At 37.3% G+C, this 20,730-nt stretch carries 25 protein-coding genes, 1 tRNA gene and 1 riboswitch; of the genes, 19 read left to right on the top strand and 7 right to left on the bottom strand.

What is annotated here, in order from left to right:
* Nucleotides 1-750, top strand: coding sequence for an HAD family hydrolase (locus AWM68_RS13080; RefSeq protein WP_066242350.1), 750 nt, complete (start codon nt 1-3; stop codon nt 748-750).
* On the opposite strand, the gene AWM68_RS13075 is transcribed toward AWM68_RS13080, so the two are convergent.
* Nucleotides 710-1,573 carry a hypothetical protein gene (locus AWM68_RS13075; RefSeq protein WP_066242347.1) on the bottom strand — a complete coding sequence of 288 codons (864 nt, stop codon included), beginning with the start codon at nt 1,571-1,573 and terminating at the stop codon, nt 710-712. The genes AWM68_RS13080 and AWM68_RS13075 overlap by 41 nt on opposite strands.
* A 115-nt stretch (nt 1,574-1,688) precedes the next feature.
* On the opposite strand from AWM68_RS13075, the gene AWM68_RS13070 reads away from it, so the two are divergent.
* The 6 genes from AWM68_RS13070 (at nt 1,689) to AWM68_RS13040 (ending at nt 9,458) form a co-directional block, all read left to right on the top strand.
* Nucleotides 1,689-2,732 carry a M42 family metallopeptidase gene (locus AWM68_RS13070; protein ID WP_066242343.1) on the top strand — a complete coding sequence of 348 codons (1,044 nt, stop codon included), beginning with the start codon at nt 1,689-1,691 and terminating at the stop codon, nt 2,730-2,732.
* 370 nt (nt 2,733-3,102) lie between these two features.
* A complete protein-coding gene (locus AWM68_RS13060) occupies nt 3,103-4,566 on the top strand; it encodes a spore germination protein (RefSeq protein ID WP_066242335.1) in 1,464 nt (487 codons plus the stop codon).
* Nucleotides 4,567-4,672: 106 nt separating this feature from the next.
* Nucleotides 4,673-4,864, top strand: coding sequence for a YqgQ family protein (locus AWM68_RS13055; RefSeq protein WP_066242333.1), 192 nt, complete (start codon nt 4,673-4,675; stop codon nt 4,862-4,864).
* A 14-nt stretch (nt 4,865-4,878) separates the two neighbouring features.
* The gene (locus AWM68_RS13050) at nt 4,879-5,838 is read left to right on the top strand and encodes an ROK family glucokinase (protein ID WP_066242330.1); all 960 of its coding nucleotides are present in this window, start codon (nt 4,879-4,881) and stop codon (nt 5,836-5,838) included.
* Nucleotides 5,839-6,274: 436 nt separating this feature from the next.
* Complete coding sequence (locus AWM68_RS13045) at nt 6,275-8,170, top strand: LTA synthase family protein (protein WP_231868422.1); 1,896 nt, start codon at nt 6,275-6,277, stop codon at nt 8,168-8,170.
* A 103-nt stretch (nt 8,171-8,273) separates the two neighbouring features.
* The gene (locus tag AWM68_RS13040; RefSeq protein WP_066242328.1) at nt 8,274-9,458 is read left to right on the top strand and encodes a M14 family metallopeptidase; all 1,185 of its coding nucleotides are present in this window, start codon (nt 8,274-8,276) and stop codon (nt 9,456-9,458) included.
* A 91-nt stretch (nt 9,459-9,549) separates the two neighbouring features.
* Here AWM68_RS13040 and AWM68_RS13035 read toward each other — a convergent pair whose 3' ends face one another.
* Both AWM68_RS13035 and AWM68_RS13030 read right to left on the bottom strand, forming a co-directional pair.
* The gene (locus AWM68_RS13035; protein WP_066242324.1) at nt 9,550-9,735 is read right to left on the bottom strand and encodes a DUF2759 domain-containing protein; all 186 of its coding nucleotides are present in this window, start codon (nt 9,733-9,735) and stop codon (nt 9,550-9,552) included.
* A 111-nt stretch (nt 9,736-9,846) separates the two neighbouring features.
* Nucleotides 9,847-10,248, bottom strand: a complete 402-nt coding sequence (locus tag AWM68_RS13030) for a hypothetical protein (protein WP_066242322.1) — start codon at nt 10,246-10,248, stop codon at nt 9,847-9,849.
* Between the two features lie 71 nt (nt 10,249-10,319).
* On the opposite strand from AWM68_RS13030, the gene AWM68_RS13025 reads away from it, so the two are divergent.
* Together AWM68_RS13025 and AWM68_RS13020 are read left to right on the top strand one after the other, a co-directional pair.
* Nucleotides 10,320-10,949, top strand: a complete 630-nt coding sequence (locus AWM68_RS13025; RefSeq protein ID WP_066242320.1) for an MBL fold metallo-hydrolase — start codon at nt 10,320-10,322, stop codon at nt 10,947-10,949.
* A complete protein-coding gene (locus AWM68_RS13020; protein ID WP_066242317.1) occupies nt 10,949-12,031 on the top strand; it encodes an SAM-dependent methyltransferase in 1,083 nt (360 codons plus the stop codon). The genes AWM68_RS13025 and AWM68_RS13020 overlap by 1 nt, the downstream gene beginning before the upstream one ends.
* Before the next feature lie 37 nt (nt 12,032-12,068).
* On the opposite strand, the gene AWM68_RS13015 is transcribed toward AWM68_RS13020, so the two are convergent.
* On the bottom strand, nt 12,069-12,317 hold the full coding sequence (locus tag AWM68_RS13015) for a DUF2626 domain-containing protein (RefSeq protein ID WP_066242314.1): 249 nt from the start codon (nt 12,315-12,317) through the stop codon (nt 12,069-12,071).
* A 184-nt stretch (nt 12,318-12,501) separates the two neighbouring features.
* On the opposite strand from AWM68_RS13015, the gene AWM68_RS13010 reads away from it, so the two are divergent.
* Nucleotides 12,502-12,891, top strand: a complete 390-nt coding sequence (locus AWM68_RS13010; RefSeq protein ID WP_066242310.1) for a Spx/MgsR family RNA polymerase-binding regulatory protein — start codon at nt 12,502-12,504, stop codon at nt 12,889-12,891.
* A 35-nt stretch (nt 12,892-12,926) separates the two neighbouring features.
* Here AWM68_RS13010 and AWM68_RS13005 read toward each other — a convergent pair.
* A tRNA-Gln gene (locus AWM68_RS13005) sits at nt 12,927-13,001 on the bottom strand.
* Between the two features lie 125 nt (nt 13,002-13,126).
* On the opposite strand from AWM68_RS13005, the gene comGA reads away from it, so the two are divergent.
* From comGA to AWM68_RS12960, 9 genes are read left to right on the top strand one after another with little or no spacing between them, the layout of a single operon-like run.
* A complete protein-coding gene (gene comGA, locus AWM68_RS13000) occupies nt 13,127-14,182 on the top strand; it encodes a competence type IV pilus ATPase ComGA (RefSeq protein ID WP_066242307.1) in 1,056 nt (351 codons plus the stop codon).
* 1 nt (nt 14,183) lies between these two features.
* The gene (gene comGB / locus AWM68_RS12995; RefSeq protein WP_066242305.1) at nt 14,184-15,215 is read left to right on the top strand and encodes a competence type IV pilus assembly protein ComGB; all 1,032 of its coding nucleotides are present in this window, start codon (nt 14,184-14,186) and stop codon (nt 15,213-15,215) included.
* 11 nt (nt 15,216-15,226) lie between these two features.
* Nucleotides 15,227-15,526, top strand: a complete 300-nt coding sequence (gene comGC / locus AWM68_RS12990) for a competence type IV pilus major pilin ComGC (RefSeq protein ID WP_066242302.1) — start codon at nt 15,227-15,229, stop codon at nt 15,524-15,526.
* Nucleotides 15,519-15,977: a competence type IV pilus minor pilin ComGD gene (comGD, locus tag AWM68_RS12985; protein WP_066242301.1), complete on the top strand. Its 459-nt coding sequence runs from the start codon at nt 15,519-15,521 to the stop codon at nt 15,975-15,977. The genes comGC and comGD overlap by 8 nt, the downstream gene beginning before the upstream one ends.
* Complete coding sequence (locus tag AWM68_RS21470) at nt 15,961-16,305, top strand: hypothetical protein (RefSeq protein WP_066242298.1); 345 nt, start codon at nt 15,961-15,963, stop codon at nt 16,303-16,305. Before comGD ends, AWM68_RS21470 begins: the two co-directional genes overlap by 17 nt.
* Complete coding sequence (comGF, locus tag AWM68_RS12975; protein WP_066242295.1) at nt 16,274-16,708, top strand: competence type IV pilus minor pilin ComGF; 435 nt, start codon at nt 16,274-16,276, stop codon at nt 16,706-16,708. Before AWM68_RS21470 ends, comGF begins: the two co-directional genes overlap by 32 nt.
* The gene (gene comGG / locus AWM68_RS12970; RefSeq protein ID WP_066242290.1) at nt 16,708-17,082 is read left to right on the top strand and encodes a competence type IV pilus minor pilin ComGG; all 375 of its coding nucleotides are present in this window, start codon (nt 16,708-16,710) and stop codon (nt 17,080-17,082) included. The genes comGF and comGG overlap by 1 nt, the downstream gene beginning before the upstream one ends.
* A 3-nt stretch (nt 17,083-17,085) precedes the next feature.
* Entirely contained in the window at nt 17,086-17,625 is a 540-nt protein-coding gene (locus AWM68_RS12965) for a shikimate kinase (protein ID WP_066242288.1), read from the top strand.
* Nucleotides 17,626-17,649: 24 nt separating this feature from the next.
* Nucleotides 17,650-17,838 carry a YqzE family protein gene (locus tag AWM68_RS12960; protein ID WP_066242285.1) on the top strand — a complete coding sequence of 63 codons (189 nt, stop codon included), beginning with the start codon at nt 17,650-17,652 and terminating at the stop codon, nt 17,836-17,838.
* A gap of 95 nt (nt 17,839-17,933) precedes the next feature.
* Here AWM68_RS12960 and AWM68_RS12955 read toward each other — a convergent pair whose 3' ends face one another.
* Together AWM68_RS12955 and AWM68_RS12950 are read right to left on the bottom strand one after the other, a co-directional pair.
* On the bottom strand, nt 17,934-18,710 hold the full coding sequence (locus AWM68_RS12955; protein ID WP_066242282.1) for a YqhG family protein: 777 nt from the start codon (nt 18,708-18,710) through the stop codon (nt 17,934-17,936).
* Nucleotides 18,679-20,376, bottom strand: a complete 1,698-nt coding sequence (locus tag AWM68_RS12950; RefSeq protein WP_066242279.1) for a DEAD/DEAH box helicase — start codon at nt 20,374-20,376, stop codon at nt 18,679-18,681. The genes AWM68_RS12955 and AWM68_RS12950 overlap by 32 nt, the downstream gene beginning before the upstream one ends.
* Before the next feature lie 117 nt (nt 20,377-20,493).
* Nucleotides 20,494-20,579: riboswitch (glycine riboswitch) on the top strand.
* The last annotated feature ends 151 nt before the right edge of the window (nt 20,580-20,730 follow it).

Genomic DNA, 20,730 nt, shown 5'->3' with positions numbered 1-20,730 from the left:
ATGCAATCTGTTAAAAAAGCTGCTTTCTTTTTTGATCTAGATAATACAATGTTCGATTATGAAGCCTCCTTTAAGAAGGCTTCTTTGTTTGCCTTTCATACAATTACGAATAACATACCGGAAAATAAGCCGTTAGAAGATAAATGGTTCGTTTATTATAAGGGATATTGTGATTTGTATTGGCCACTTTATGAAAAGGAATTGATATCCCGTCAAGAATATCAAAAAAGACGGCTGCTTTCATCGTTTGAAGCTATAGGTTTAAGGAACATATGTGCTGAGCAGGTTCAGCACTATCAAAACGTTTTTGAAAAAAGTGTTCCTCTTAAAGCGGAACCATTTGTATGGATAAAAGAAATCGTTCATCAACTTGATCAGCTGGGAATCATATTTGGTATCATTTCAAATGGTGATTCGTTGATTCAAAGAGAAAAAATAAAAAATTTAAAAATACATATTCCAGAGACCGAAATTTATATATCATCAGAATTGAATATTGCAAAACCTGACCCAGGCATTTTTCATCTGGTTAAGAATTCTACAAATGCTGAAGTCTATCATTATGTTGGAGATGCATTTGAGTTAGACATTGTGCCTGCAGTACAAGCTGGTTGGACAGCAATATGGTGGAACCCTCTCAAGCAGCCTGCAGAAGTTGATACTTACTGCCATTTTAATTGCTCATCAGGCAGTGAATTGATTGAAATCATTAAGAGATGTATTGAATCAGCTGGATATTCTCTCCATTAGCGGTTTGAAGCAGCACGAATAAATACTTTTTGTCTTTGCTGATTAAAATGAATGGCATAGAACTTCCGATCGGACTTACTTTTTGTCCATTCTTTGTCGTGATGCCTAGAAAGTAGTTTTTGTATAATCCTTCCCAAAGTTTTCCTATTATCTCTTGGCTCTTTGCTTGAGTAAAACCAGGGAGGGGTTTTGCGTTGTAATCTGTTAATGATTCTAAAGATATCACGTTATAGTTATTTAAATCGATCTGATAATAATTTGCTGCTTGTGTAAGTATTCTTTGAAGATACTGATTCGTTTTTTCATCTAATGCATTTTTTGATCTTCTCTCCAGCGCGTTATTGGGGGCTTTGAATCCAGCGAAAGCTTGGCCGATGACACTTGTATACAAATAATCATTGCTCATCTGCTGAACAGAGCGATACTTTTCTTCATCTACGTGAATTTCTCCTTGATGATAGGAGATGGCCTCCCAAAGTGCAGCATTACTACTATTAATGTCTTTTTCCAAATCAATTGATTTTGCAGATGTTTTCCATTCAGTCATTTTGTTATTTAATTTTCCATTTTCAAAGATCATTGCGATGTCCTGACGCAGATAGACCCGTTCAGAAGTCTCGGAATTTACTTTCCAAAGCAATTCATAGCTTGAAGGTGTACCATTTACAAAAGAAAGATCAGTTATAGCCTTTGAAAAGGAAAATGAGCTGTCCAAAGGAAAGAAAGTAATACTTTCACGAGCTTCTTTTTTAATAAACGGCTGGTAGATGATTCCTATTACAAGTATAATAATCAGCAGATAGATTGAAATTTTCCACTTCATAACGTTCAGCCTCCTAAAGGACAAACTTGTTCCTAAATTCTATGCACAGGTTAAAAAAATAGAAGACTGGAGTTGCAAAAAACAGAGAATCGCTTGAAATGAGAGGAGTAAGGTAATGGAAATTCAAACAAGTGAAATTGTGGGTTTTATTAAAGATCTCGTACATATTCCAAGTCCTTCAGGAAACACAGAAGCTGCAATCAACTATATGAAATCATTTCTTGAAGAAAACAATGTATCCTTCACGATGAACAATAAAGGCGCTGTGATTGCGACCATTAAAGGTGAGGATGATTCAAAACACCGGCTATTGACTGCACATGTAGATACTCTCGGTGCTATGGTTAAAGAAATTAAAAATGATGGTCGATTGAAACTAGATTTAATCGGTGGTTTTTATTGGAATACGATTGAAGGCGAATATTGTACAATCCATACGAACTCTGGAAAAATGTACACCGGGACTGTTATGATGCATCAAACAGCAGCACATGTTTATAAAGGGATGAACGAATTAAAGCGTGATGAAAAGAACATGGTGGTTAGAGTCGATCAAGAATTTCATTCCAAAAAAGATGTTGAAGATGCGGGGATCTCTGTAGGTGATTTTATTTCTTTTGCGCCAAGGTTTGAAGAGTCTGACAGCGGGTTTGTAAAGTCTCGCCACCTTGACGACAAGGCAAGTGTAGCGATTCTAATGCACATCATTAAACAGATTAAGCAATCTTCTATTACAATACCTTACACGACACATTTCCTGATCAGTAATAATGAAGAAATCGGGTTTGGCGGTAATTCTAACATACCAAAAGAAACTGTTGAGTATTTAGCAGTGGACATGGGGGCAATTGGTGATGGGCAAGCAACAGATGAATTTACGGTAAGTATCTGCGCAAAAGATTCTGGCGGTCCCTATCATTTCGCTTTAAGAAAACATCTTGTTGCATTAGCTGAAAAGCACAACATTGGGTATAAGGTAGATATCTATCCGTATTATGGATCTGACGCAACTGCTGCAATCCGCTCGGGAGCTGACATTGTACACGGATTGATCGGGCCTGGCATTGATGCTTCTCATGCATTTGAGCGTACGCATGTGAAGTCATTAAAACAAACAGCTGATCTTATAAATGTATATTTGCAATCTCCACTTGTTTAAGCACTTAAAAATCCTAGCTTTTTGCTGGGTTTTTTTATTGGGGTCTTACGTTTGCTGGATCTCTGAGGGGGTATTTGAGGGTAAGTGGGCGCGCGGAATTTGCAGAAAGTTGTAGGCTCGTGGATAAACAGTAAAAACTTTTGGATGATAAGCCAAAACTTGTGGATTGATCCTAGTTTTTCGTTGATTCAGGAGCAAAACTCGTGGGTTAAGATCCTAAATACCCTGGCACGTATTCGTAATAGAGATGTTATAACCTACTCAAATCTACTTTTCATCTACAATCTAACAGAGAAGAGCATTTCTTTTCAGTTGAGGTATGAATTGGTTGGAGATGGTGAAGGATGATAGGCAGAGGAGTGATGAAAAAATGACATATCTGCCAAAAAAACAACCTCTTTCACCAAACTTTGATGAAAACGTACATTATATGAAGAAACAGCTTGGTGTTGATGTCAGTTTTGATTGCATTCACTTAGACTTGGAATATGCAGGCAGAAGGATGGCGTTATTTATGGTGGACGGATTTGTTAAAGACGACATCCTTCACTATTTAATGAAGCTTTTAGCAGATCTCGAACCTGGCCAATTAGAACCAGACCCTTTATTAAAGTTAATGAAAACGTATTTACCTTATATAGAAATCTCAACGTCTGACGACCTGAACCAAGGAATCGATTGGGTATTAAGCGGCCCAACTGTTCTAATCGTTGAAGGAGTATCAGAAATACTTCAGATCGATGCAAGAACTTATCCAGTCCGTGGACCAGAAGAACCGGATGTCGAACGTGTTGTTAGAGGAGCGAGGGACGGTTTTGTAGAAACGATTGTTTTTAACACAGCATTAACTAGAAGAAGAGTTCGTGATCGTTCGCTTAGAATGGAATATATGAGTATCGGCAGGCGATCGAAAACAGATGTTTGCATTTCCTACATTGAAGATATTGCGGACTCGCATATTGTCGAGAGAATAAAAGATTCCTTGAAGAAAATTGATACGGACGGGCTTCCGATGGGAGAGAAGACAGTCGAAGAATTCATATGTGGGAGACACTTGAACCCCTATCCCTTAGTAAGGTACACAGAACGTCCTGATACGGCAGCAGTTCATTTATTCGAGGGGCATGTTCTCGTTTTCGTAGACGGTTCTCCTTCCGTATTAATAACTCCAACAACGTTCTGGCATCATTTACAGCATGCGGAAGAATATAGGCAAAAACCAATAGTAGGTGCTTATTTAAGATTTGTGCGTTTTTTAGCTGTGTGGATCTCCATTTTTTTATTGCCTCTTTGGTATTTACTTTCTGTACATAAAGAGCTGCTACCAGTTTCGCTTTCTTTTATTGGGCCAGAAGAGATTGGAGTTGTGCCTTTATTTTTGCAATTTGTAATGATCGAGCTAGGTATGGATATGCTCCGGATGGCTACCATTCATACACCCACCTCTGTTTCGACTGGTCTCGGTTTGGTCTCTGCAATCGTGATCGGCCAAGTTGCGATCGAAGCAGGTCTGTTTGTAAATGAAGTTGTACTCTATATAGCTATTGCTGCGATCGGTACATTTGCCACACCAACATACGAACTCAGTCTTGCCAATCGTCTGTTAAGGCTTGGAATGTTATCACTTACAGCACTTTTAGGAGTACCAGGATATATTGCAGGTTTAACACTTGCCATACTGTTCTTTGTATCTTTTAAATCTTTCCATATCCCTTATCTATGGCCATTTATACCGTTTAACTTTAAAGCCATCAGAGACGTTATCTTTAGAATCCCAATGCCGCTTAAGAATAGAAGGCCCGTTGTCTTGCATCCAAAAGACCCTGATCGATAATTTATCAAACAGCTGAAAATATCGGCTGTTTTTTTTATGCATAAATTCTGTGCAAAGGCTTGCATTTAACCCTATATTTTTTGATATAATGACAAAGGTGATAATCATGAAGACAATGTATGACGTTCAGCAGCTGCTTAAAAGGTTTGGAACCATTATTTATACAGGAAATGCAATTGCTGATTTAGAATTAATACAAGAAGAAGTAAGAGAACTTTACAATCAAAAACTTATTGATGTAAACGAATACAAAACAGCGATACTCATTATTCGCGCAGCACACAATAAATTACATTAAAGGGATGAGACGAAATGGAAAAATGGTTGGTTGGCGTCGACCTAGGCGGAACAACAATTAAAATAGCTTTTATAACTTTGGACGGCCATATCGTAGAAAAATGGGAGATTCCTACGAATATTGATCAAGGTGGAAAGAACATTGTATCTGATATTGCTCAATCTCTTCAATCTAAACTAGATGAGCTTTCTGAACCAAAAGAAAAACTTGCAGCGATCGGCATGGGTGCCCCGGGCTTTATCGATATGAAAACAGGGTTTATCTACCATGCTGTTAATATTGGATGGAGAGATTATCCTCTAAAAGAAGAACTTGAAAAAGCAACCGGTCTTTCTGTTACAGTAGATAACGACGCAAATATTGCTGCAATTGGTGAAATGTGGCGCGGTGCTGGAGATGGAGAAGGAAACCTACTAATGGTTACGCTCGGTACAGGAGTTGGTGGAGGAATCATTGTAAACGGCCATATCATGCATGGCACGAACGGCATGGCTGGTGAAATTGGACATATTACTTCAATACCAGACGGCGGCGCTCCATGTAACTGTGGCAGAACGGGCTGTATTGAAACCATTGCTTCAGCAACAGGAATTTCAAGAATATCAAAGGAAAAAGCATTAAAAGATACAACATCTTCTCTCTATAAGATTTTAGAACAAAACGGTGAAATTCAAGCTAAAGATGTTGCGGCAGCGGCAGAAAAGGGAGATCAAGTCGCTATCGAAACGCTAGAAGAAGTTACTTTCCATTTAGGTCTTGTGATTGCCAATCTTGCCAACAGTATCAACCCAGGAAAGATCGTAATTGGTGGAGGCGTTTCTAAAGCGGGTAACACCCTCATGAAGAGACTTCAAGAAAGATTTGAACACTTTGCTCTTCCGAGGGTTGCAGAAGGTGCTGAGTTAAAAGTAGCGACTTTAGGCAACGATGCAGGAGTTATAGGCGGAGCATGGCTTGCAAAGCACAACCTTTAAATATATTTTAGACAAGAGCCACATTCTGTGGTTCTTTTTATTGGGCTTTTTTTCTGGTGGCGGCAATCGACTTGGATATTCAATCAGAGCCCTTCATAAGCAGGTGAACAGGTAAACACATTTTTATTTTTGAAACTTTTTTAGGATATGTTCGTCTAATGGTTTATGAGCATAAAAAAAGGGTAAAACTAAAATAGTTTTGTTGTCCTATTGTCAGAATCTTGAAATAGTCCGTTAGGGTATTGAATTCTTGTGTGAAACCATTTAATATACTCTTTATGTAATCCTTTGATTAAGGTTTTGTAAATTTGTTAAGACTGATTTACATTTCCACTGGATGCTTACCGTATGCAATGCAACTGAGAGTCGTTTTTAGGGAAATTTCAACCGTGCAGGAACACAAGAGTTCTTTTTGATTGAGGAGGTCAGAGAACACATGAAAGAAAAAATGAAACAAGCTTTTGCTGATTATAGATTTTTCTTTATAGCAATTGCTTTATTATGGATTAAAACATATGTCGTTTATAAAACAGCTTTTGAATTACCAATGGACAACAAAGTACAGGAATTAATTCTCTTTATTAACCCGATTAGTTCCGTTATTCTATTTTTAGGAATTACCCTTTATTTTAAAGGAAGAGCACATAGACGTATGATTGTCGCTGTCAGTGCTATTATGAGTTTTGTTATGTATGCAAACATGGTATTCTACCGATTCTTTAATGACTTTATTACCATCCCAGTCTTGTTTCAAACAAGCAATATGGGTGATTTAGGTAACAGTGTATTTGAATTGATTCAGCCAACAGATTTATTGGTGTTTATCGATATTGTTATTTTGGCTTATTTTATGAGACGTGCAGATTACCGTCCTGCTCGCGCTTCACGCAAGCAAATTACGATCACATTTGCTGCAGCGATCGTATTCTTTATCGTCAACGTAGGTATTGCTGAAACTGAGCGTCCACAATTATTAACTCGTACATTTGACCGTGAGATGCTCATTAAAAATATTGGTTCTTATAACTATCACATCTATGATTCCATTATCCAGTCAAAAGCAAAAGCGCAGCGTGCATTTGCAGATGGAAGTGAGATTACAGATATCGAGAACTATTCACGTGCTAATTACAAAGAGCCAAACCCAGAAATGTTCGGTAAAGCAAAAGGCAAGAATGTTTTTGTAATCTCAGTAGAATCGACTCAAAACTTTGTTATTAATGAATCTGTAAATGGAAAAGAAATTACACCGTTTATGAATGATTTAATCAAAGACAGTTACTATTTCCCTAATTTTTATCATCAAACAGGGCAAGGGAAAACATCTGATTCTGAGTTTTTATTAGATAACTCGTTATATCCGCTTCCGAGTGGAGCAGTATTCTTTACTCATTCGCAAAACCAATACAATGCAACTCCAGAAATATTGAAAGAGCAAGGCTACTATTCTTCTGTTCAGCATGCGAATAACAAGAGTTTCTGGAACCGTGACATCATGTATGATAATTTCGGTTATGACCGTTATTATTCATTAAAGGATTTTGAAGTAACACCTGAAAATTCGATTGGATGGGGTTTAAAAGATAAAGATTTCTTTAAACAATCCATTCCGCACTTAAAAGAAATGCAAGCTATGAACAAGCCATTCTACACGAAATATATTACGTTAACGAATCATTTCCCATTCACATTGGAAGAAGAAGATGAAATGATTCCAGAATGGACGTCGAACGATGGAACAGTTAACCGTTACTTTACAACGGTACGTTACACGGACGAAGCATTAAAAGAGTTCTTTGCAGATGTTAAGGAAGCAGGGTTATACGAAGATTCAATCTTTATCATGTATGGAGACCACTACGGTATTTCTGAAAATCATAATGATGCAATGGGACAATTCTTAGGAAAAGAAATCACTCCTTTCGAATCCACTCAATTGCAAAAAGTTCCATTGATCATCCACATGCCTGGTCAGAAGGGCAAGGTAATGGATACAGTTGGTGGACAGATCGATCTAAAACCAACGATTCTTCACTTGCTTGGAATTGACACAAAAGGTGACATCGAACTAGGTTCAGATTTATTCTCTAAAGATCGCGAAGATTTCGCAGTTCTGCGAGATAATTCATACATCACGAAGGACAATGTTTTCACAGATGGTAAGTGTTATGACAAGGCAACAGGTGAACCTGTTGAAGGTGAGATTAACGCTTGTGAACCATACAGTGAACGTGCTAAGACTGAATTAGATATCTCAGATCGCATCATTTATGGCGACTTGTTGAGATTCTATGATAAAGACAAGGCAAAAGATAAAGCAGTACAGAAATAATAATTAAGATGAGCACTTAGCCACGGCTAAGTGCTTTTTTTTGCATATATGAAAAGGGAAAACATACATCTTTAAGAGGAACGTTTTATAGGGAGGGCTCTGTTTGGAAATTATCATGCGTAACGGCGATTCGCTGTGGTATTATTCTCGACTCTTATCTATCCCTTACGTGTTGATTAAAGACTCTAATCCGAATGCGATTATGCAAGCAGGTGAAAGAATTCATATACCAGGTTTAAAAGTGGAGAAATATAAGATTAAAAATGGAGATACATTTTTTTCAATAGCAGAGGATTTTGATTTACCCTTAGATGCTTTAAACTTGTTTAATCAAAATGTAAATCCAAAGAAAATTTTTACAAAGGATATTATAAATATTCCTAAAATAGTGTCTTTTCCTTTAATTAATGGAAAGAGGAAATATGATACACGGGCTTTAAAGCAAGACATGAAAATACTGCTAGATACTTATCCTTTTATAAAAAAACAGGAAATCGGTAAATCTGTGCTTGGTAAATCAATAGAGATGCTTATCATCGGTAATGGGAAAAAGAAAGTGCATATTAATGGATCCTTTCATGGTAACGAATGGATTACTTCAGGAGTTTTAATGAGATTCATTAATGAATATGCCTGTGCGCTCACGAGTGAAACTGAGTTAAATGGCAATAAACCTTCAAAGCTTTATAATGATACAACCCTTTTAGCCGTACCTATGGTAGACCCCGATGGAGTAGATCTTGTTTTGAACGGGCCCCCTGAAGATGATGTGTATAAAGAGCTTGTCTTACAATTAAATAATGGAAGCAGGGATTTTTCTGCATGGAAAGCAAACATCCGCGGAGTAGATTTAAATAATCAATTTCCCGCAAGATGGGAGCTAGAACAAGTGAGGAAGCCAAAAGCTCCTGCACCAAGAGATTATCCGGGAACCGCTCCATTAACTGAGCCTGAGGCAATCGTGATGGCAGAAATAACAGAAAAATATCAATTTGATCGAGTAATCGCCCTTCATACTCAAGGAAAAGAACTCTATTGGGGCTTTGAAGGTGAGGAACCCATGCCACTATCAGAAGAAATTGCCGAGGAATTTGAAAAGGTAAGCGGGTATAAAGCAATCAGATATGTTGATAGCTATGCTGGATACAAGGATTGGTACATCCAGGAATATAGAAAGCCTGGGTTTACAATCGAACTTGGAATTGGGGTTAATCCATTACCATTAAGGCAATTTGATAAAATTTACGAAGACACAAGAGGAATTATGCTTGCAGGGTTATATATGTAACACGAGTTTTTCACTATATGGTGACCCACTTTGTTGCAGTGAACAAAAGAAAAAACCATCAGAATATAAATTCTGATGGTTTTTTGAGTTCTTAATGGCCTGTAGAACCGCCGCTGCCTACTAATACGTCCAGTACAGTCATGACTGTAAACCAGCCAAAAACTGCAAACGTTAAAAAGGCAAAGCCTGCAGCCATTAAATTTTTAATTTTTAACGAACGCAATAGTCCCAATGCAGCTAAAATAGCTACTAAGCCGAATATAATGGCTAATCCCATTATTCTGTGCCCCCTTGCTCTGGAGTAATACCAATCCTATGTATAACGCTTTCACACAGGTACAACCTTGTATTATTTTACTTGTTTTATTCTGGTTTGTCGAGTGAACATTTAGAACAAAATGAATTCGACGTCTAGATTATAAGCCGTAGCCCATTTTTTAATAAGGAGTTGATGATGTTTATCTAGAATATATATTCTTTTTTCTTCCTTACAAGTAGCTATTAATTCTTCTTCCATTTGAAGGAGAAACATGTCCTTTTCTGGTTGTTCATCGGTGTCGATGATAAAAAATGCACAAATCATATCCAGATAAACGTAATGGTTTTGTGAATCTGATACGAATCCATAATCCTCATATAAAAGTGTTGTCTGTATGGGATTGATGTGAAGTAAGGGGATGGTCTCATGAAAATCTACAATAGTATCTGAAACAATAATAAGATCCTCATGTTGATCATGAACATTTATGTCAGCGCTCTCTATATTTTCGTATCCATAATATACTTTCATGCATTTCCTCCGTAATTCTGACTATTTTAGTGTAAGATAGAAAGGAATAACTTGCAATTGGAGGACTTATAATGAAGTGGAAAAAGCTTACGGTAGGACCCGTTCAAGAAAATACATATATTATTTACAACAACAAAGAAGCGATTGTCATCGATCCTGGCAGCGAAGGTAAGAAGATTATTCATGCGATTGAATCGTTAAATGTTAAACCATTGGCTGTACTTTTAACACATGCTCATTTCGATCATATTGGGGCTGTGGATGATGTTCGTGATAAATATCAAATACCACTTTATGTTCATAAAAAAGAGTCTGACTGGTTGAGTAACACAAAAAAGAATGGTTCAAATTTTTTTGGTCAAAGCATTACAGCAAATGCTGCCAGTCACCTATTATCCGATCAAGACAATGCCTTGAAGATCGGCAGCTTTTCTTTTGAAGTCCTTTCAACACCAGGACACTCACCAGGAAGTATTTCTTTTTACTTAAAAAGCGCTGGTGCAGTTTTCTCTGGCGATGCATTATTTGCAGGTAGTATCGGGAGAACAGATCTTTATGGAGGGAATCAAGACATCCTTTTAAAAAGCATTCATGAAAAATTAATGAATTTACCTGAAGAAACGATCGTTTTATCAGGTCATGGTCCTGAAACAACCATCGGAATGGAAATGGATTCAAATCCATTTTTAGGCGGTTTTTAATGATGCAGTCGTCTCTGCTATATAAGAAATTTGAAGAGACTAATTGGTTAACAATGGAAGAGTATATGGAGCACGCTCTATATCATCCTATTGATGGTTATTACATGAACGAAAACAAGAAAATCGGAAAAAATGGCGACTTTTATACGTCCAGTTTCGTATCAGATGTATTTGCAACGGTTTGGGCTGATTTCTTTGTGAAAGTGATTAAAAGGAATAACTTAGACCCTGTAGTAGTAGAATTTGGAGGAGGCAGCGGCCATTTTGCTCAGCAAATTCAAACAGCTTGGAAAAACAGCAATTCACCTTCTATAAAATATATTATTGTAGAACGAAGTCCCTTTCATAGAAAATTATTAAAAGAAGTGTTAGTAGATACTTCCATAACCATTTTAAGTTCGTTTGAAGAACTCAAACAGGAACTGCCAGCTTTTAGAGGCGTCATTTTTGCAAATGAAGTTCTTGATGCTTTTCCGATTCGGATTTTCAAATGCAAAAGCGAAGGCTGGTTCGAAAAAGGTGTTATTTTAAAGAAGGAAGATGAGGAACTTTCTTTTGAATATAAAAAGGTCAGCAATCGATCCTTGCTTCAAACGTTGGATGAAATGTTTAAGGGTCGAAACAAACAGAATGAATTAGAAGTATCATTTCAAATGATCCAATGGTTAAAAGAAATATATGAATGGACAGATAGTGGATCTTATTTCTTCTTTGTCGACTATGGACTTATTGGTGATGAATGGAATAGTGCTTATCTAAAAGAGGGAAGTATTAGAGGTTATTATCGTCACCAAATTCAGAACGATCCTCTAGCATACCCGGGGAAGATGGATATCACCTATCACATAGATTGGGAACAAGTACAGAAGACGGGTAATCAGCACGGGATAGAAACGCTTAGGATGGACAATCAAGGTGACTTTTTACTAAATAAAGGTCTAATGTTACTTCTTCAAAATACTCATAATCCTGATCCATTTTCAATCGAACATAAAAGAAATCGTGCGATTCGTTCCTTTTTACTCGACAGCACGTTATCAAATGGATTCCAAGTTATACAACAAAAAAAGCGGACCGTGTAATACGGACCGCTTTTTCATCGCTGCAGTTAAGAACTTCTTAATGACCTCCGCCAGCTCCGGGAGTCATCATAAACGTTGACCAGTATGTAAACCCAACAAAGAAAACAGTTAAATAAGCACCAAAGATATAAATATACATACGCTCAGATAAGTTCAAATAACCCAATGAAACGAACATAATCGTTTGTCCTAAGAACAATAACGCCATGTCTTGCATATCGCCAAGATAAGCCATAACACCGATGATTCCAGTCCAAAAACCTAATACTTTATACATTCTTGACATATGTATCCCCTCCTTTTTTCGCCAATACTTGTATCCTTTAGTATTATATATGAGTTTCCACTCTCTTGTAAATGACAATTGTAAGCGGATAAATACACAATTAAAAGATAATTAAATAAAATAGGCTTTTTTTGGTTTATTATGCCTCTTATAAAGGTAATGTAAACCAAAAGGAGTGAGTCTCATGAGTTCAATCACATTCTACACTTATCCCAGCTGCACTTCATGTCGAAAGGCTAAAATGTGGCTTAAACAAAATAAAGTATCTTTTGATGAAAGGCATCTATTTAAAGAAACCCCATCTGTTGAGGAACTAAGAGAGTTGTTAAAGCTAACAAAGTATGGAACAGAAGATATCTTAGCAAAAAGAAGCCAATCCTTTAAGTCTCTAGATGTTGATATTTATGATCTTTCCACAAATGAACTGCTTGAATTATTAACAAAAAATCCAAAGCTTCTGAAACGTCCTCTTGTTACAGATGGAAAACAGCTGATTGCAGGATATAGTCCCGGTGACATGAAAAAATTATGTTCATCAAAAGAAAAAGAACACATTTCAAGTCATGTGTCCTGAACTAACACTCTTTGTCTGAAGAGTGTTATTTTTTTTGGCTGGGCTAGCTGGATTCGAACCAACGCATGACGGAGTCAAAGTCCGTTGCCTTACCGCTTGGCTATAGCCCAATGCAACAATACTAGTATGGACCGTGTCGAAATTTATATGCGTTCTTTTTGCAAATAAATGCAGGAATTGTCGTATGATGAAAGAATTCATTATAAAGCAAAATGAAAAAGGAGGCTGATAATGCTTGCCGATTAAATTATTGGGTACCAACATCCTTCATGAGGCTGCAATACAGAAGGCGTCAGACATTCATTTCATTCCGATTAAAAAAGGGGGTATCGTTCAATTTCGTATAGATGACAGGCTTATTGAATTTAAAACCCTTTCTCAAGAAGAATACACCCGTGTTATCGCTCATTTTAAATACTCAGCAAGAATGGATATTGGTGAGCAGCGCAAACCTCAAAGTGGCGCAATGGACGTGATGCTTAATAATGTAAATGTACATCTTCGTTTTTCTTCCATACCTTCTGCTTTTAATGAATCTCTTGTTATTCGTTTACTTCCTCAGCAAGAAAATTTGTCTCTTTACGAATTATCTCTTTTTCCTCAAGTTTTGCAAAAATTAATCTCCCTTATTAAAAGATCAAGCGGATTATTATTGTTCACAGGACCTACAGGTTCAGGTAAAACAACTATTCTTTACTCTTTGCTTCATTACCTTCAAAAACACTATAAACGGCAAGTTGTTACACTTGAAGATCCAGTTGAACGGAAAGTAGATTCCTTCTTACAGATGGAGATCAATGAGAAAGCTGGTATAACGTATGGTGAAGGTTTCAGATCATTGTTACGTCATGATCCCGACGTGATTATGATCGGTGAAATTAGGGATGAATCTACAGCTAAACTCGTTATCCGAGCTTCTTTAACCGGCCACCTCGTTTTGTCGACGATGCATGCAGCTGATTGTATAGGATGTATCGAACGCCTCAGGGAATTCGGTGTTCAAGAGGGTGAACTAAATCAAACATTAATGGGTGTGGTATCACAAAGGCTTATCTCTATACCTTGTCGTTTTTGCGGCGATGATTGTGTTAACTTTTGTTTTAAATCTAGAACATACAGAAGGGCTGGAATATATGAAATGCTGTGCAATCAAGAGCTTGAAGTTGCTTTAAACAAATCAGCTCCTGCTAAGTCTATTTACAAAAACCTCCCGTATTACTTTAACCATGCATTCGCAGCAGGATTTATTACGAAGGAAAGTTATGAAAAATGGATGGGAGGGGAGACCTAAGTTGAAAACTAGGGGCTGGAAACGAGCTTCTCAAGGATCTTTTCTTTATAAACTAGGTTTTTTGTTAGATCAAGGATACTCCATTCAAAAGAGCATGAAACTCTTAAAGGCACAACTCCCCCACAAAAAGCAGGTTGTACTAGATGATGTTCTTGACATTCTTGCTTCAGGCGGATCTATCCAAGATGTTTTTACACCGCTTCGATTACCTGAAGAAGTGATGAGTTCTTTGTCTATTAACAGTACTAACGGCAACTTAACAAAAAGTTTGATTGAAAATGGTACCTTTATGAAAAAGAAAGCAGAATGGAATGTGCGTCTAATGAAAGCACTGAGGTATCCTTTATTTTTGTTGTTCCTAACAACATGGATAGGTATTCTGTTTTACCAATTTTTATTTCCTCAATTTTCACTCCTTTTTTCTTCATTAGAAGTTAAAACTCCGACTTTTACAACATGGATGCTCTCATTTTTAGGCATCATCCCAAAAATAGGCTTCATTCTTCTAATGCTTTGTATGATCTCGTGGATCATTATTTATCTCATTAAAAAGAAAGCTAAATATTCTACCCAAATGAGTTTGTTGATGAAGATCCCTCTTTGTAGAAAATTTCTACGTTTAAACAATTCTCACTTCTTTAGTGTTAACTTCGGGACGATGCTTAAAAGCGGTTTATCGGTTTCTGACGCATTGGTTGTCATGGAGATGCATTTAAACAAAGGCTTTTATAAAGAAGAAAGTCAGCGGCTTCAAAAAGGATTGCTGAATGGGAAGTCACTTCCTGATCTGTTGCTGGTGAAACCTTATTTCACAAAGGAATTAGCAGAGATTGTTCGTTTCGGGCAAGCGCATGGAGAGTTAGGTGCTGAACTGATTTCTTATGGAGAATGGATATTCAGTGAATTAGAAGAAATGATTTACTCTGTATTGCAAAAAATACAACCAATTTTATTTGCCGTGATCGGAGGTTTTGTGCTGCTCATGTTTGCCTCTATGTTATTGCCTATTTTCAAACTGATGGAAGCATTATAAGGAGGGTTATGATGAAGAATGAAAGAGGATTTACACTGATCGAAATGATGATTGTTTTGCTTATTATTTCAATCCTTATGCTGATTGCGCTCCCAAGCATGACGAAGAATAACAGCCTTGTAAAATCATTAGGCTGTGAGGCGACGATCGATCTTGTACAAGGACAAGTGGGTGCTTATGAAGCAGAAAAAAATAAACTGCCGACCATAAAAGAATTATTTGATGACAAGTACATCGATACTACTACGTGTCCTGACAAAAAACCTTTGGTCATTGATAGCGAAGGAATTGTTAGTGTGAGCAGTGAGTAATCAGAATCATAAGTTATGGCGTCAACAAGGATTTAGTTTAATTGAGATGATGATCGTACTGATGATTATTATGACGATCGGTGCCGTTGCTTATCCGGCGTTGGACACGTTTAGGAAAAATAGAGAAACCGAATACTTCTTGCGCTCCTTTCAGAAAGATATCATTCATATGCAGCAAAAAGCGGTCAATGAAAATCGAACGTATGTCTTATCCATTGACAACGAAAAACACGAATATGAAGTAAGTGGAAACGGTTTAAGGAAGCCAGTAAAACGAACCTTTCCTGATCACATACGCTTTGAAAGCTTTTCTATGTTATTAAGGGTTCAATTTAACCAATTCGGAAATATTAGCCGAGCAGGAACAATCTACATTCATTCTGCTAATGGTAGTACGTACAAGATGGTTTTCCAGATTGGTAAAGGAAAGTTTTATGTTACGAAACAATAAGGGGTATCTATTACTCGAAGCTCTGTTCGGTGTTTTACTGATCTCCGCAGTATTTTCTATTTGTTTACCTTTCATCTATGTCGCCTATCAAGAACAAAAAGCATCTAAAGAACTCTTGTATGCGATGACAGAAGTAGATTTAGCTGCTGCTAAAAATAGTATAGGTGAAGGAGTTACAGAAAAAGAGTGGGTTCAAGAGGGTATACGTTATCAGCTATTAACAAGAAAAGGTGTAACAGATGAGTATGAAATATGTATTGCGTTTCATGGGTCTAACCAAAAAGAGTACACGACCTGTGCAAGCTCTTACTGGACGGATTCTTTATAAAGAAGGTTATACATTTGTCGAAGCCATTATAGCACTTGGAGTTCTGCTCGTGCTTGCATCACTCGTTCCATTATTGCTCTCTCCCATACAGAAACAGCCACCATCCATCCAACTTGAAGAAATCTCTGTATTTCTTTCCATGCTAGGTAAGGAAGTGAGAGAGGGTAGATCAATCGAAGTAAGGAATAATGGGTTGTACATCACTCAAACGACGGGTGATGTGATAAGCTTTACAAAATATCATTCTCTTATTCGTAAACAAGTGAATGGACAAGGACATGAAGTGTGGGTTCAAAATATTCAAGAACTGCTGATAGAAAAGCAGTCTGGCACTTCCTTTAAAGTTACTGTTATTGATACCAAAGGAAAAGAATTAATGCGTGTATTCCGGAGATTCAAATAATGGGTGAGAGGGGATTCGTATATCCGCTCGTTGTTGTACTTTGTTTTATGATGCTGATGTTCTTTGGCTTTGTTGCCGAGAATACTTTTTCTGAAAGAAAATTTGTTTATATGCAAGAAGAGCAAATGATTCAAGTTCGTTTGTTACAACAAGCTGTCGATCGTGCTTCTGTATTGTTAGGTGATGTCGTTTATTTTCCTTCAGAGCACATAATGAATGTGAACGAAGGTCTTATTAAAATCGTTACCACCAAAATATCAGAAGAGGAAGTAGTATTTCATATTGACGCAGTCACAGCTCGCCAGCATACAAGAAGAGTGAAAGTGTATTATAATGTTAAACAAAAAAGCGTTACAAAATGGGTGGAGGGTTAAATTTTGAACACCATATACTTAGTCGGATTTATGGGTTGCGGAAAAACATCTGTAGGGAAACTGCTCTCTAAACAGTTAGAAGTTCCACCATATGATGTTGATTCAACCGTAGAAAAACTGAGAGGAAAGAGCATAAAAGAAATCTTTCAGAGCGAAGGGGAAGATACATTCAGAAATTATGAATCCCTTGCCATTCGCCAATTGCCACTAGAGCATGCTGTAGTGATGACTGGAGGCGGTGCAGTCGTAAGGGAAGAAAATCTGTCATACATGAAAGATAAAGGAATCGTCATCTATTTAAAAACGAGTTTTCCTGTCTTATGGAATCGATTGATGAATGAAGAAGAAAGAAAGAAAAGGCCGATGTTATTAACTCGAACGAAAGAGGAAGTACAAGCACTTTTTGGCGAACGGAGTAAGCATTATGAGAAATGTGATATTGAAATTGTAACTGACCATTTCACGACAGAAGAAGTGTGTCATCAAATTCTGGAGAAGTTAAATCGTTTAAATACAAAGCAATTGGACAAAACTAAGAAGTGATTGTAATCAAAAGGAGTTTTGTCAATGGCTGCAGGTACTGATGTTATAAAAATGCTTACACAAAAAATTGTAAAGTATTTGGACGAACCAAAAGCCGTAAGGAAGGAAAGGCGAATTTCTAAAAAAAATGAAAGAGAGCCTTTACTCACTTATTTGTTTGGTGTTGTTCCGATGGCGCTGGGCTTAGCATTTCGAAAAAAAAGAAGAAAATAGGGATTGGCTGGAAAAAGGAAGAGCCGGGTACAGAACCTGGCTCTTATTTTTGTGTTTATCAAAAAGGCAAACTTTCTTGTAGAAAAGATTGGTTTTTAAGCCAGATAAAAGAGTCCACCGTTAATGATCTCTACGATAATCTGAGGCTCGTACTGTGTTCGGAGTGCCTCTTTTTCTACGTGATACGCATCGGGCTTTGTGAGAGAATCCTCATAAAAGCTTTCCAATAAATCCTGATCCTCTTTCCACCGGTTTCTTGCATCTACTGCCCATGTGTGGTCATCTGCATCAATGACTTCTTGGATTTTGTTCTCCAATCTTTTAATGGCACTTTGAGGCTTTATGAACGGAGAAAGTGTATAACAAAAGTCTGGAATTCGTTTTGTTAATAACATTTTCTGAAGCCGTGTATGAAATTGATCTTCAATCGTTCCATTGATCAATTGAATTCCATATGAAAGCACACGATCTTTCTTTTGATCACATTGATACGTTACTTTAACGTTCAGACATAGCCATGGCTGCAGCGGAACTTGTGCCCCTTGTTGGGGTACAGACTCATATAGACGAATAAAAGATGCAAGCTTCTTCGTTGAGCCAAATATTTGGTGAAGCCGTGGTGATCCAAAATGGATAAACTCACCTTTTCCATCTGGTGCTTGCTGTTGCCCTGTTACGAGTGTCAGCGTCATCGGATTAGGTGTACCGCCGGTTTTCTCAAGATAATGCCAGTAGAAAGGGCGATTCATTAGTACTTTGTCCAGTTCTGTTGTCAATTGAACTTTCATATAACTAAAGTTCTTTTCTAAGATTCGGCATTCATTAGCATCAAAATATCGTTCAAGAAAGCGATGTATCTCGTGCTGCTGCATGCTCTTCCCATCCTTTCTGTTTTATTCCGCCGTCAAGGTTGATTAATGAAGCAAGATTGTCCATCTTTACTCGAATCTCACCTTCACTATCGGACGTGTTCATGATGTCGGCAATATGACGTTCAATATTCTTAATCTCAAATTTTGTTAAGATCTCGTCGAGCTCTCCGATAACACTTTCAAATAGATTAATTTTGTTATATAGCAAATTTAAGATGTGCTCTTCAATTGTGTTTTGAGTTGCGAAGTTGTAGATATGAACATCACCCTGCTGACCGATGCGGTGGATACGTCCGATGCGCTGCTCTATTCGCATTGGGTTCCAAGGCAGATCATAGTTGATGATATGCTGACAGAACTGAAGGTTAATTCCTTCACCACCTGCTTCAGTTGCGATTAATACTTGAGCACGTGTTCTAAAGAGATGAGTCATCCAATCTTTCTTACTTCTTTTAAATCCTCCTCTAAACGGCACAGAAGAGATACCATGCTGCTGCAAAAACCACTGTAAATACAATTGAGTAGCACGATACTCTGTAAAAATGATGACCTTAGAATCAATAGACTGTATCAGTTCCAAAGCTTTTAATGCTTTTGAATTTTGTTCGACCAATTCAATCTTCTTCATCAATTCCACAATTCGGTTTTCCATCAATGTCGTAGGAACCTCTTTTTGCAGCATGTTTTTAAGTGTTAAAAATACAGCTTCACGCGAACTGCATGCTTCACGCTGCAGCGTAACAATAGAGAACTTACTTCTGTCAAAGTATGGATCACGTTTTAGTTTTGTGATTTCATCGTAAAGTTCACGTTCTGTTTTTGATAAAGTAATAGGTATCGTTTTAACGAGACGCTTTGGCCATTTTAATCCCGTTTCTTCTCGTCTGTTACGAACCATAACTTTGTTTACCAGCTGTTTTAGCTTTTCTTCGTTTTTCAGCGAGGTCTTATCTTCTTTGAAATCTTTATCAAAATTTTCTCTATTACCTAAGTGGCCTGGTTTTAATAAAGATACGAGATTAAAAATCTCCTCAACTCTGTTTTGTACAGGAGTAGCTGTTAATAACAAGCAGAACTTCTTTTTTAACAGCTGTACAAATTCATAGTTTTTCGTTTTTTTGTTTTTGAGTTTATGTGCTTCATCTATAATAACAAGATCATAATCCTGATTTAGCACGATCTCCCGGTGGGGAGCGCGCTTTGCAGTATCAATAGAAGAAACAACAACGTCGCATTGTTCCCAGACGTAAGCTTTTTTTTGTGCAATAGCAGGAATAAAGAACTTTTGATTTAATTCGTTTGTCCATTGAATAACGAGTGAAGCTGGAACAAGTATCAGAATCTTTTTTGCGAGTCGTCTAATCATGTATTCTTTTAAAATCAATCCTGCCTCAATTGTTTTTCCTAGTCCAACCTCATCTGCCAAAATTGCTTTTCCGTTCATTTGTTCTATAACGGTTGTTGCAACGTCCAGCTGATGAGGCAGAAAAGTCATCTGTGGCAGATGATCTGGAGCTTGAAGTCCCAAAAACTCAGGAATTGCCAAGTGGTGTTCTGCCTCTAATGCTAAGTTATACAATTCCCAGTTAGCCCAAGGTCCATCTTCTTCCACACGCTTAAAAAAGTCATCATGCCAATCTCGCTGAAACTGAACGTCGATTTTCATAAATGATTTCCTTTCTTTAAAAAAGTTCGTTGCCATTCCATTTGTAAAAATGATAGGATAATAATGTAGTAAACATAGTAATAGTATGTGCGACCTTGGACAATAACATACTCGCGAATGAAAGTAAGAGGAGAGACTGCGTTAGCGGCGCCGAAGGAGCAAACAATTGTGAAACTCTCAGGCAAAAAGACTCTTGCTAGACGCATCTCTGGAGAGTGCTTTTTTAATAGATGAAAGCCACCCACGAAGAAACTCAAAGATATTTTGAGAAACTTACAGGTTGCAGGACAGAGGATCCCATTTTAACGGGGTCTTTCTGTCCTTTTTTTGTCCAGAAAAGTTCGAAAATTTTTA

This window comes from Fictibacillus phosphorivorans (assembly GCF_001619875.1).
Taxonomy (GTDB): domain Bacteria; phylum Bacillota; class Bacilli; order Bacillales; family Fictibacillaceae; genus Fictibacillus; species Fictibacillus phosphorivorans_B.
The sequence above is the reverse complement of the archived record's forward strand: the minus strand, read 5'-3'. Positions and strand labels throughout refer to the sequence as shown.

What these genes read in the sequence shown, in the direction of transcription:
- AWM68_RS12950 (WP_066242279.1), bottom strand. Translation starts at nt 20,376, where the DNA reads ATGAAAATCGACGTTCAGTTTCAGCGAGATTGGCATGATGACTTTTTT.
- comGC (WP_066242302.1), top strand. Translation starts at nt 15,227, where the DNA reads ATGAAGAATGAAAGAGGATTTACACTGATCGAAATGATGATTGTTTTG.
- AWM68_RS13020 (WP_066242317.1), top strand. Translation starts at nt 10,949, where the DNA reads ATGATGCAGTCGTCTCTGCTATATAAGAAATTTGAAGAGACTAATTGG.
- AWM68_RS13075 (WP_066242347.1), bottom strand. Translation starts at nt 1,573, where the DNA reads ATGAAGTGGAAAATTTCAATCTATCTGCTGATTATTATACTTGTAATA.
- AWM68_RS13080 (WP_066242350.1), top strand. Translation starts at nt 1, where the DNA reads ATGCAATCTGTTAAAAAAGCTGCTTTCTTTTTTGATCTAGATAATACA.
- AWM68_RS13015 (WP_066242314.1), bottom strand. Translation starts at nt 12,317, where the DNA reads ATGTCAAGAATGTATAAAGTATTAGGTTTTTGGACTGGAATCATCGGT.
- comGG (WP_066242290.1), top strand. Translation starts at nt 16,708, where the DNA reads ATGGGTGAGAGGGGATTCGTATATCCGCTCGTTGTTGTACTTTGTTTT.
- AWM68_RS13010 (WP_066242310.1), top strand. Translation starts at nt 12,502, where the DNA reads ATGAGTTCAATCACATTCTACACTTATCCCAGCTGCACTTCATGTCGA.
- AWM68_RS13050 (WP_066242330.1), top strand. Translation starts at nt 4,879, where the DNA reads ATGGAAAAATGGTTGGTTGGCGTCGACCTAGGCGGAACAACAATTAAA.
- AWM68_RS13025 (WP_066242320.1), top strand. Translation starts at nt 10,320, where the DNA reads ATGAAGTGGAAAAAGCTTACGGTAGGACCCGTTCAAGAAAATACATAT.
- AWM68_RS13055 (WP_066242333.1), top strand. Translation starts at nt 4,673, where the DNA reads ATGAAGACAATGTATGACGTTCAGCAGCTGCTTAAAAGGTTTGGAACC.
- AWM68_RS13030 (WP_066242322.1), bottom strand. Translation starts at nt 10,248, where the DNA reads ATGAAAGTATATTATGGATACGAAAATATAGAGAGCGCTGACATAAAT.
- AWM68_RS13070 (WP_066242343.1), top strand. Translation starts at nt 1,689, where the DNA reads ATGGAAATTCAAACAAGTGAAATTGTGGGTTTTATTAAAGATCTCGTA.
- AWM68_RS21470 (WP_066242298.1), top strand. Translation starts at nt 15,961, where the DNA reads ATGTTACGAAACAATAAGGGGTATCTATTACTCGAAGCTCTGTTCGGT.
- AWM68_RS13045 (WP_231868422.1), top strand. Translation starts at nt 6,275, where the DNA reads ATGAAAGAAAAAATGAAACAAGCTTTTGCTGATTATAGATTTTTCTTT.
- AWM68_RS12960 (WP_066242285.1), top strand. Translation starts at nt 17,650, where the DNA reads ATGGCTGCAGGTACTGATGTTATAAAAATGCTTACACAAAAAATTGTA.
- AWM68_RS13035 (WP_066242324.1), bottom strand. Translation starts at nt 9,735, where the DNA reads ATGGGATTAGCCATTATATTCGGCTTAGTAGCTATTTTAGCTGCATTG.
- AWM68_RS12955 (WP_066242282.1), bottom strand. Translation starts at nt 18,710, where the DNA reads ATGCAGCAGCACGAGATACATCGCTTTCTTGAACGATATTTTGATGCT.
- AWM68_RS13060 (WP_066242335.1), top strand. Translation starts at nt 3,103, where the DNA reads ATGACATATCTGCCAAAAAAACAACCTCTTTCACCAAACTTTGATGAA.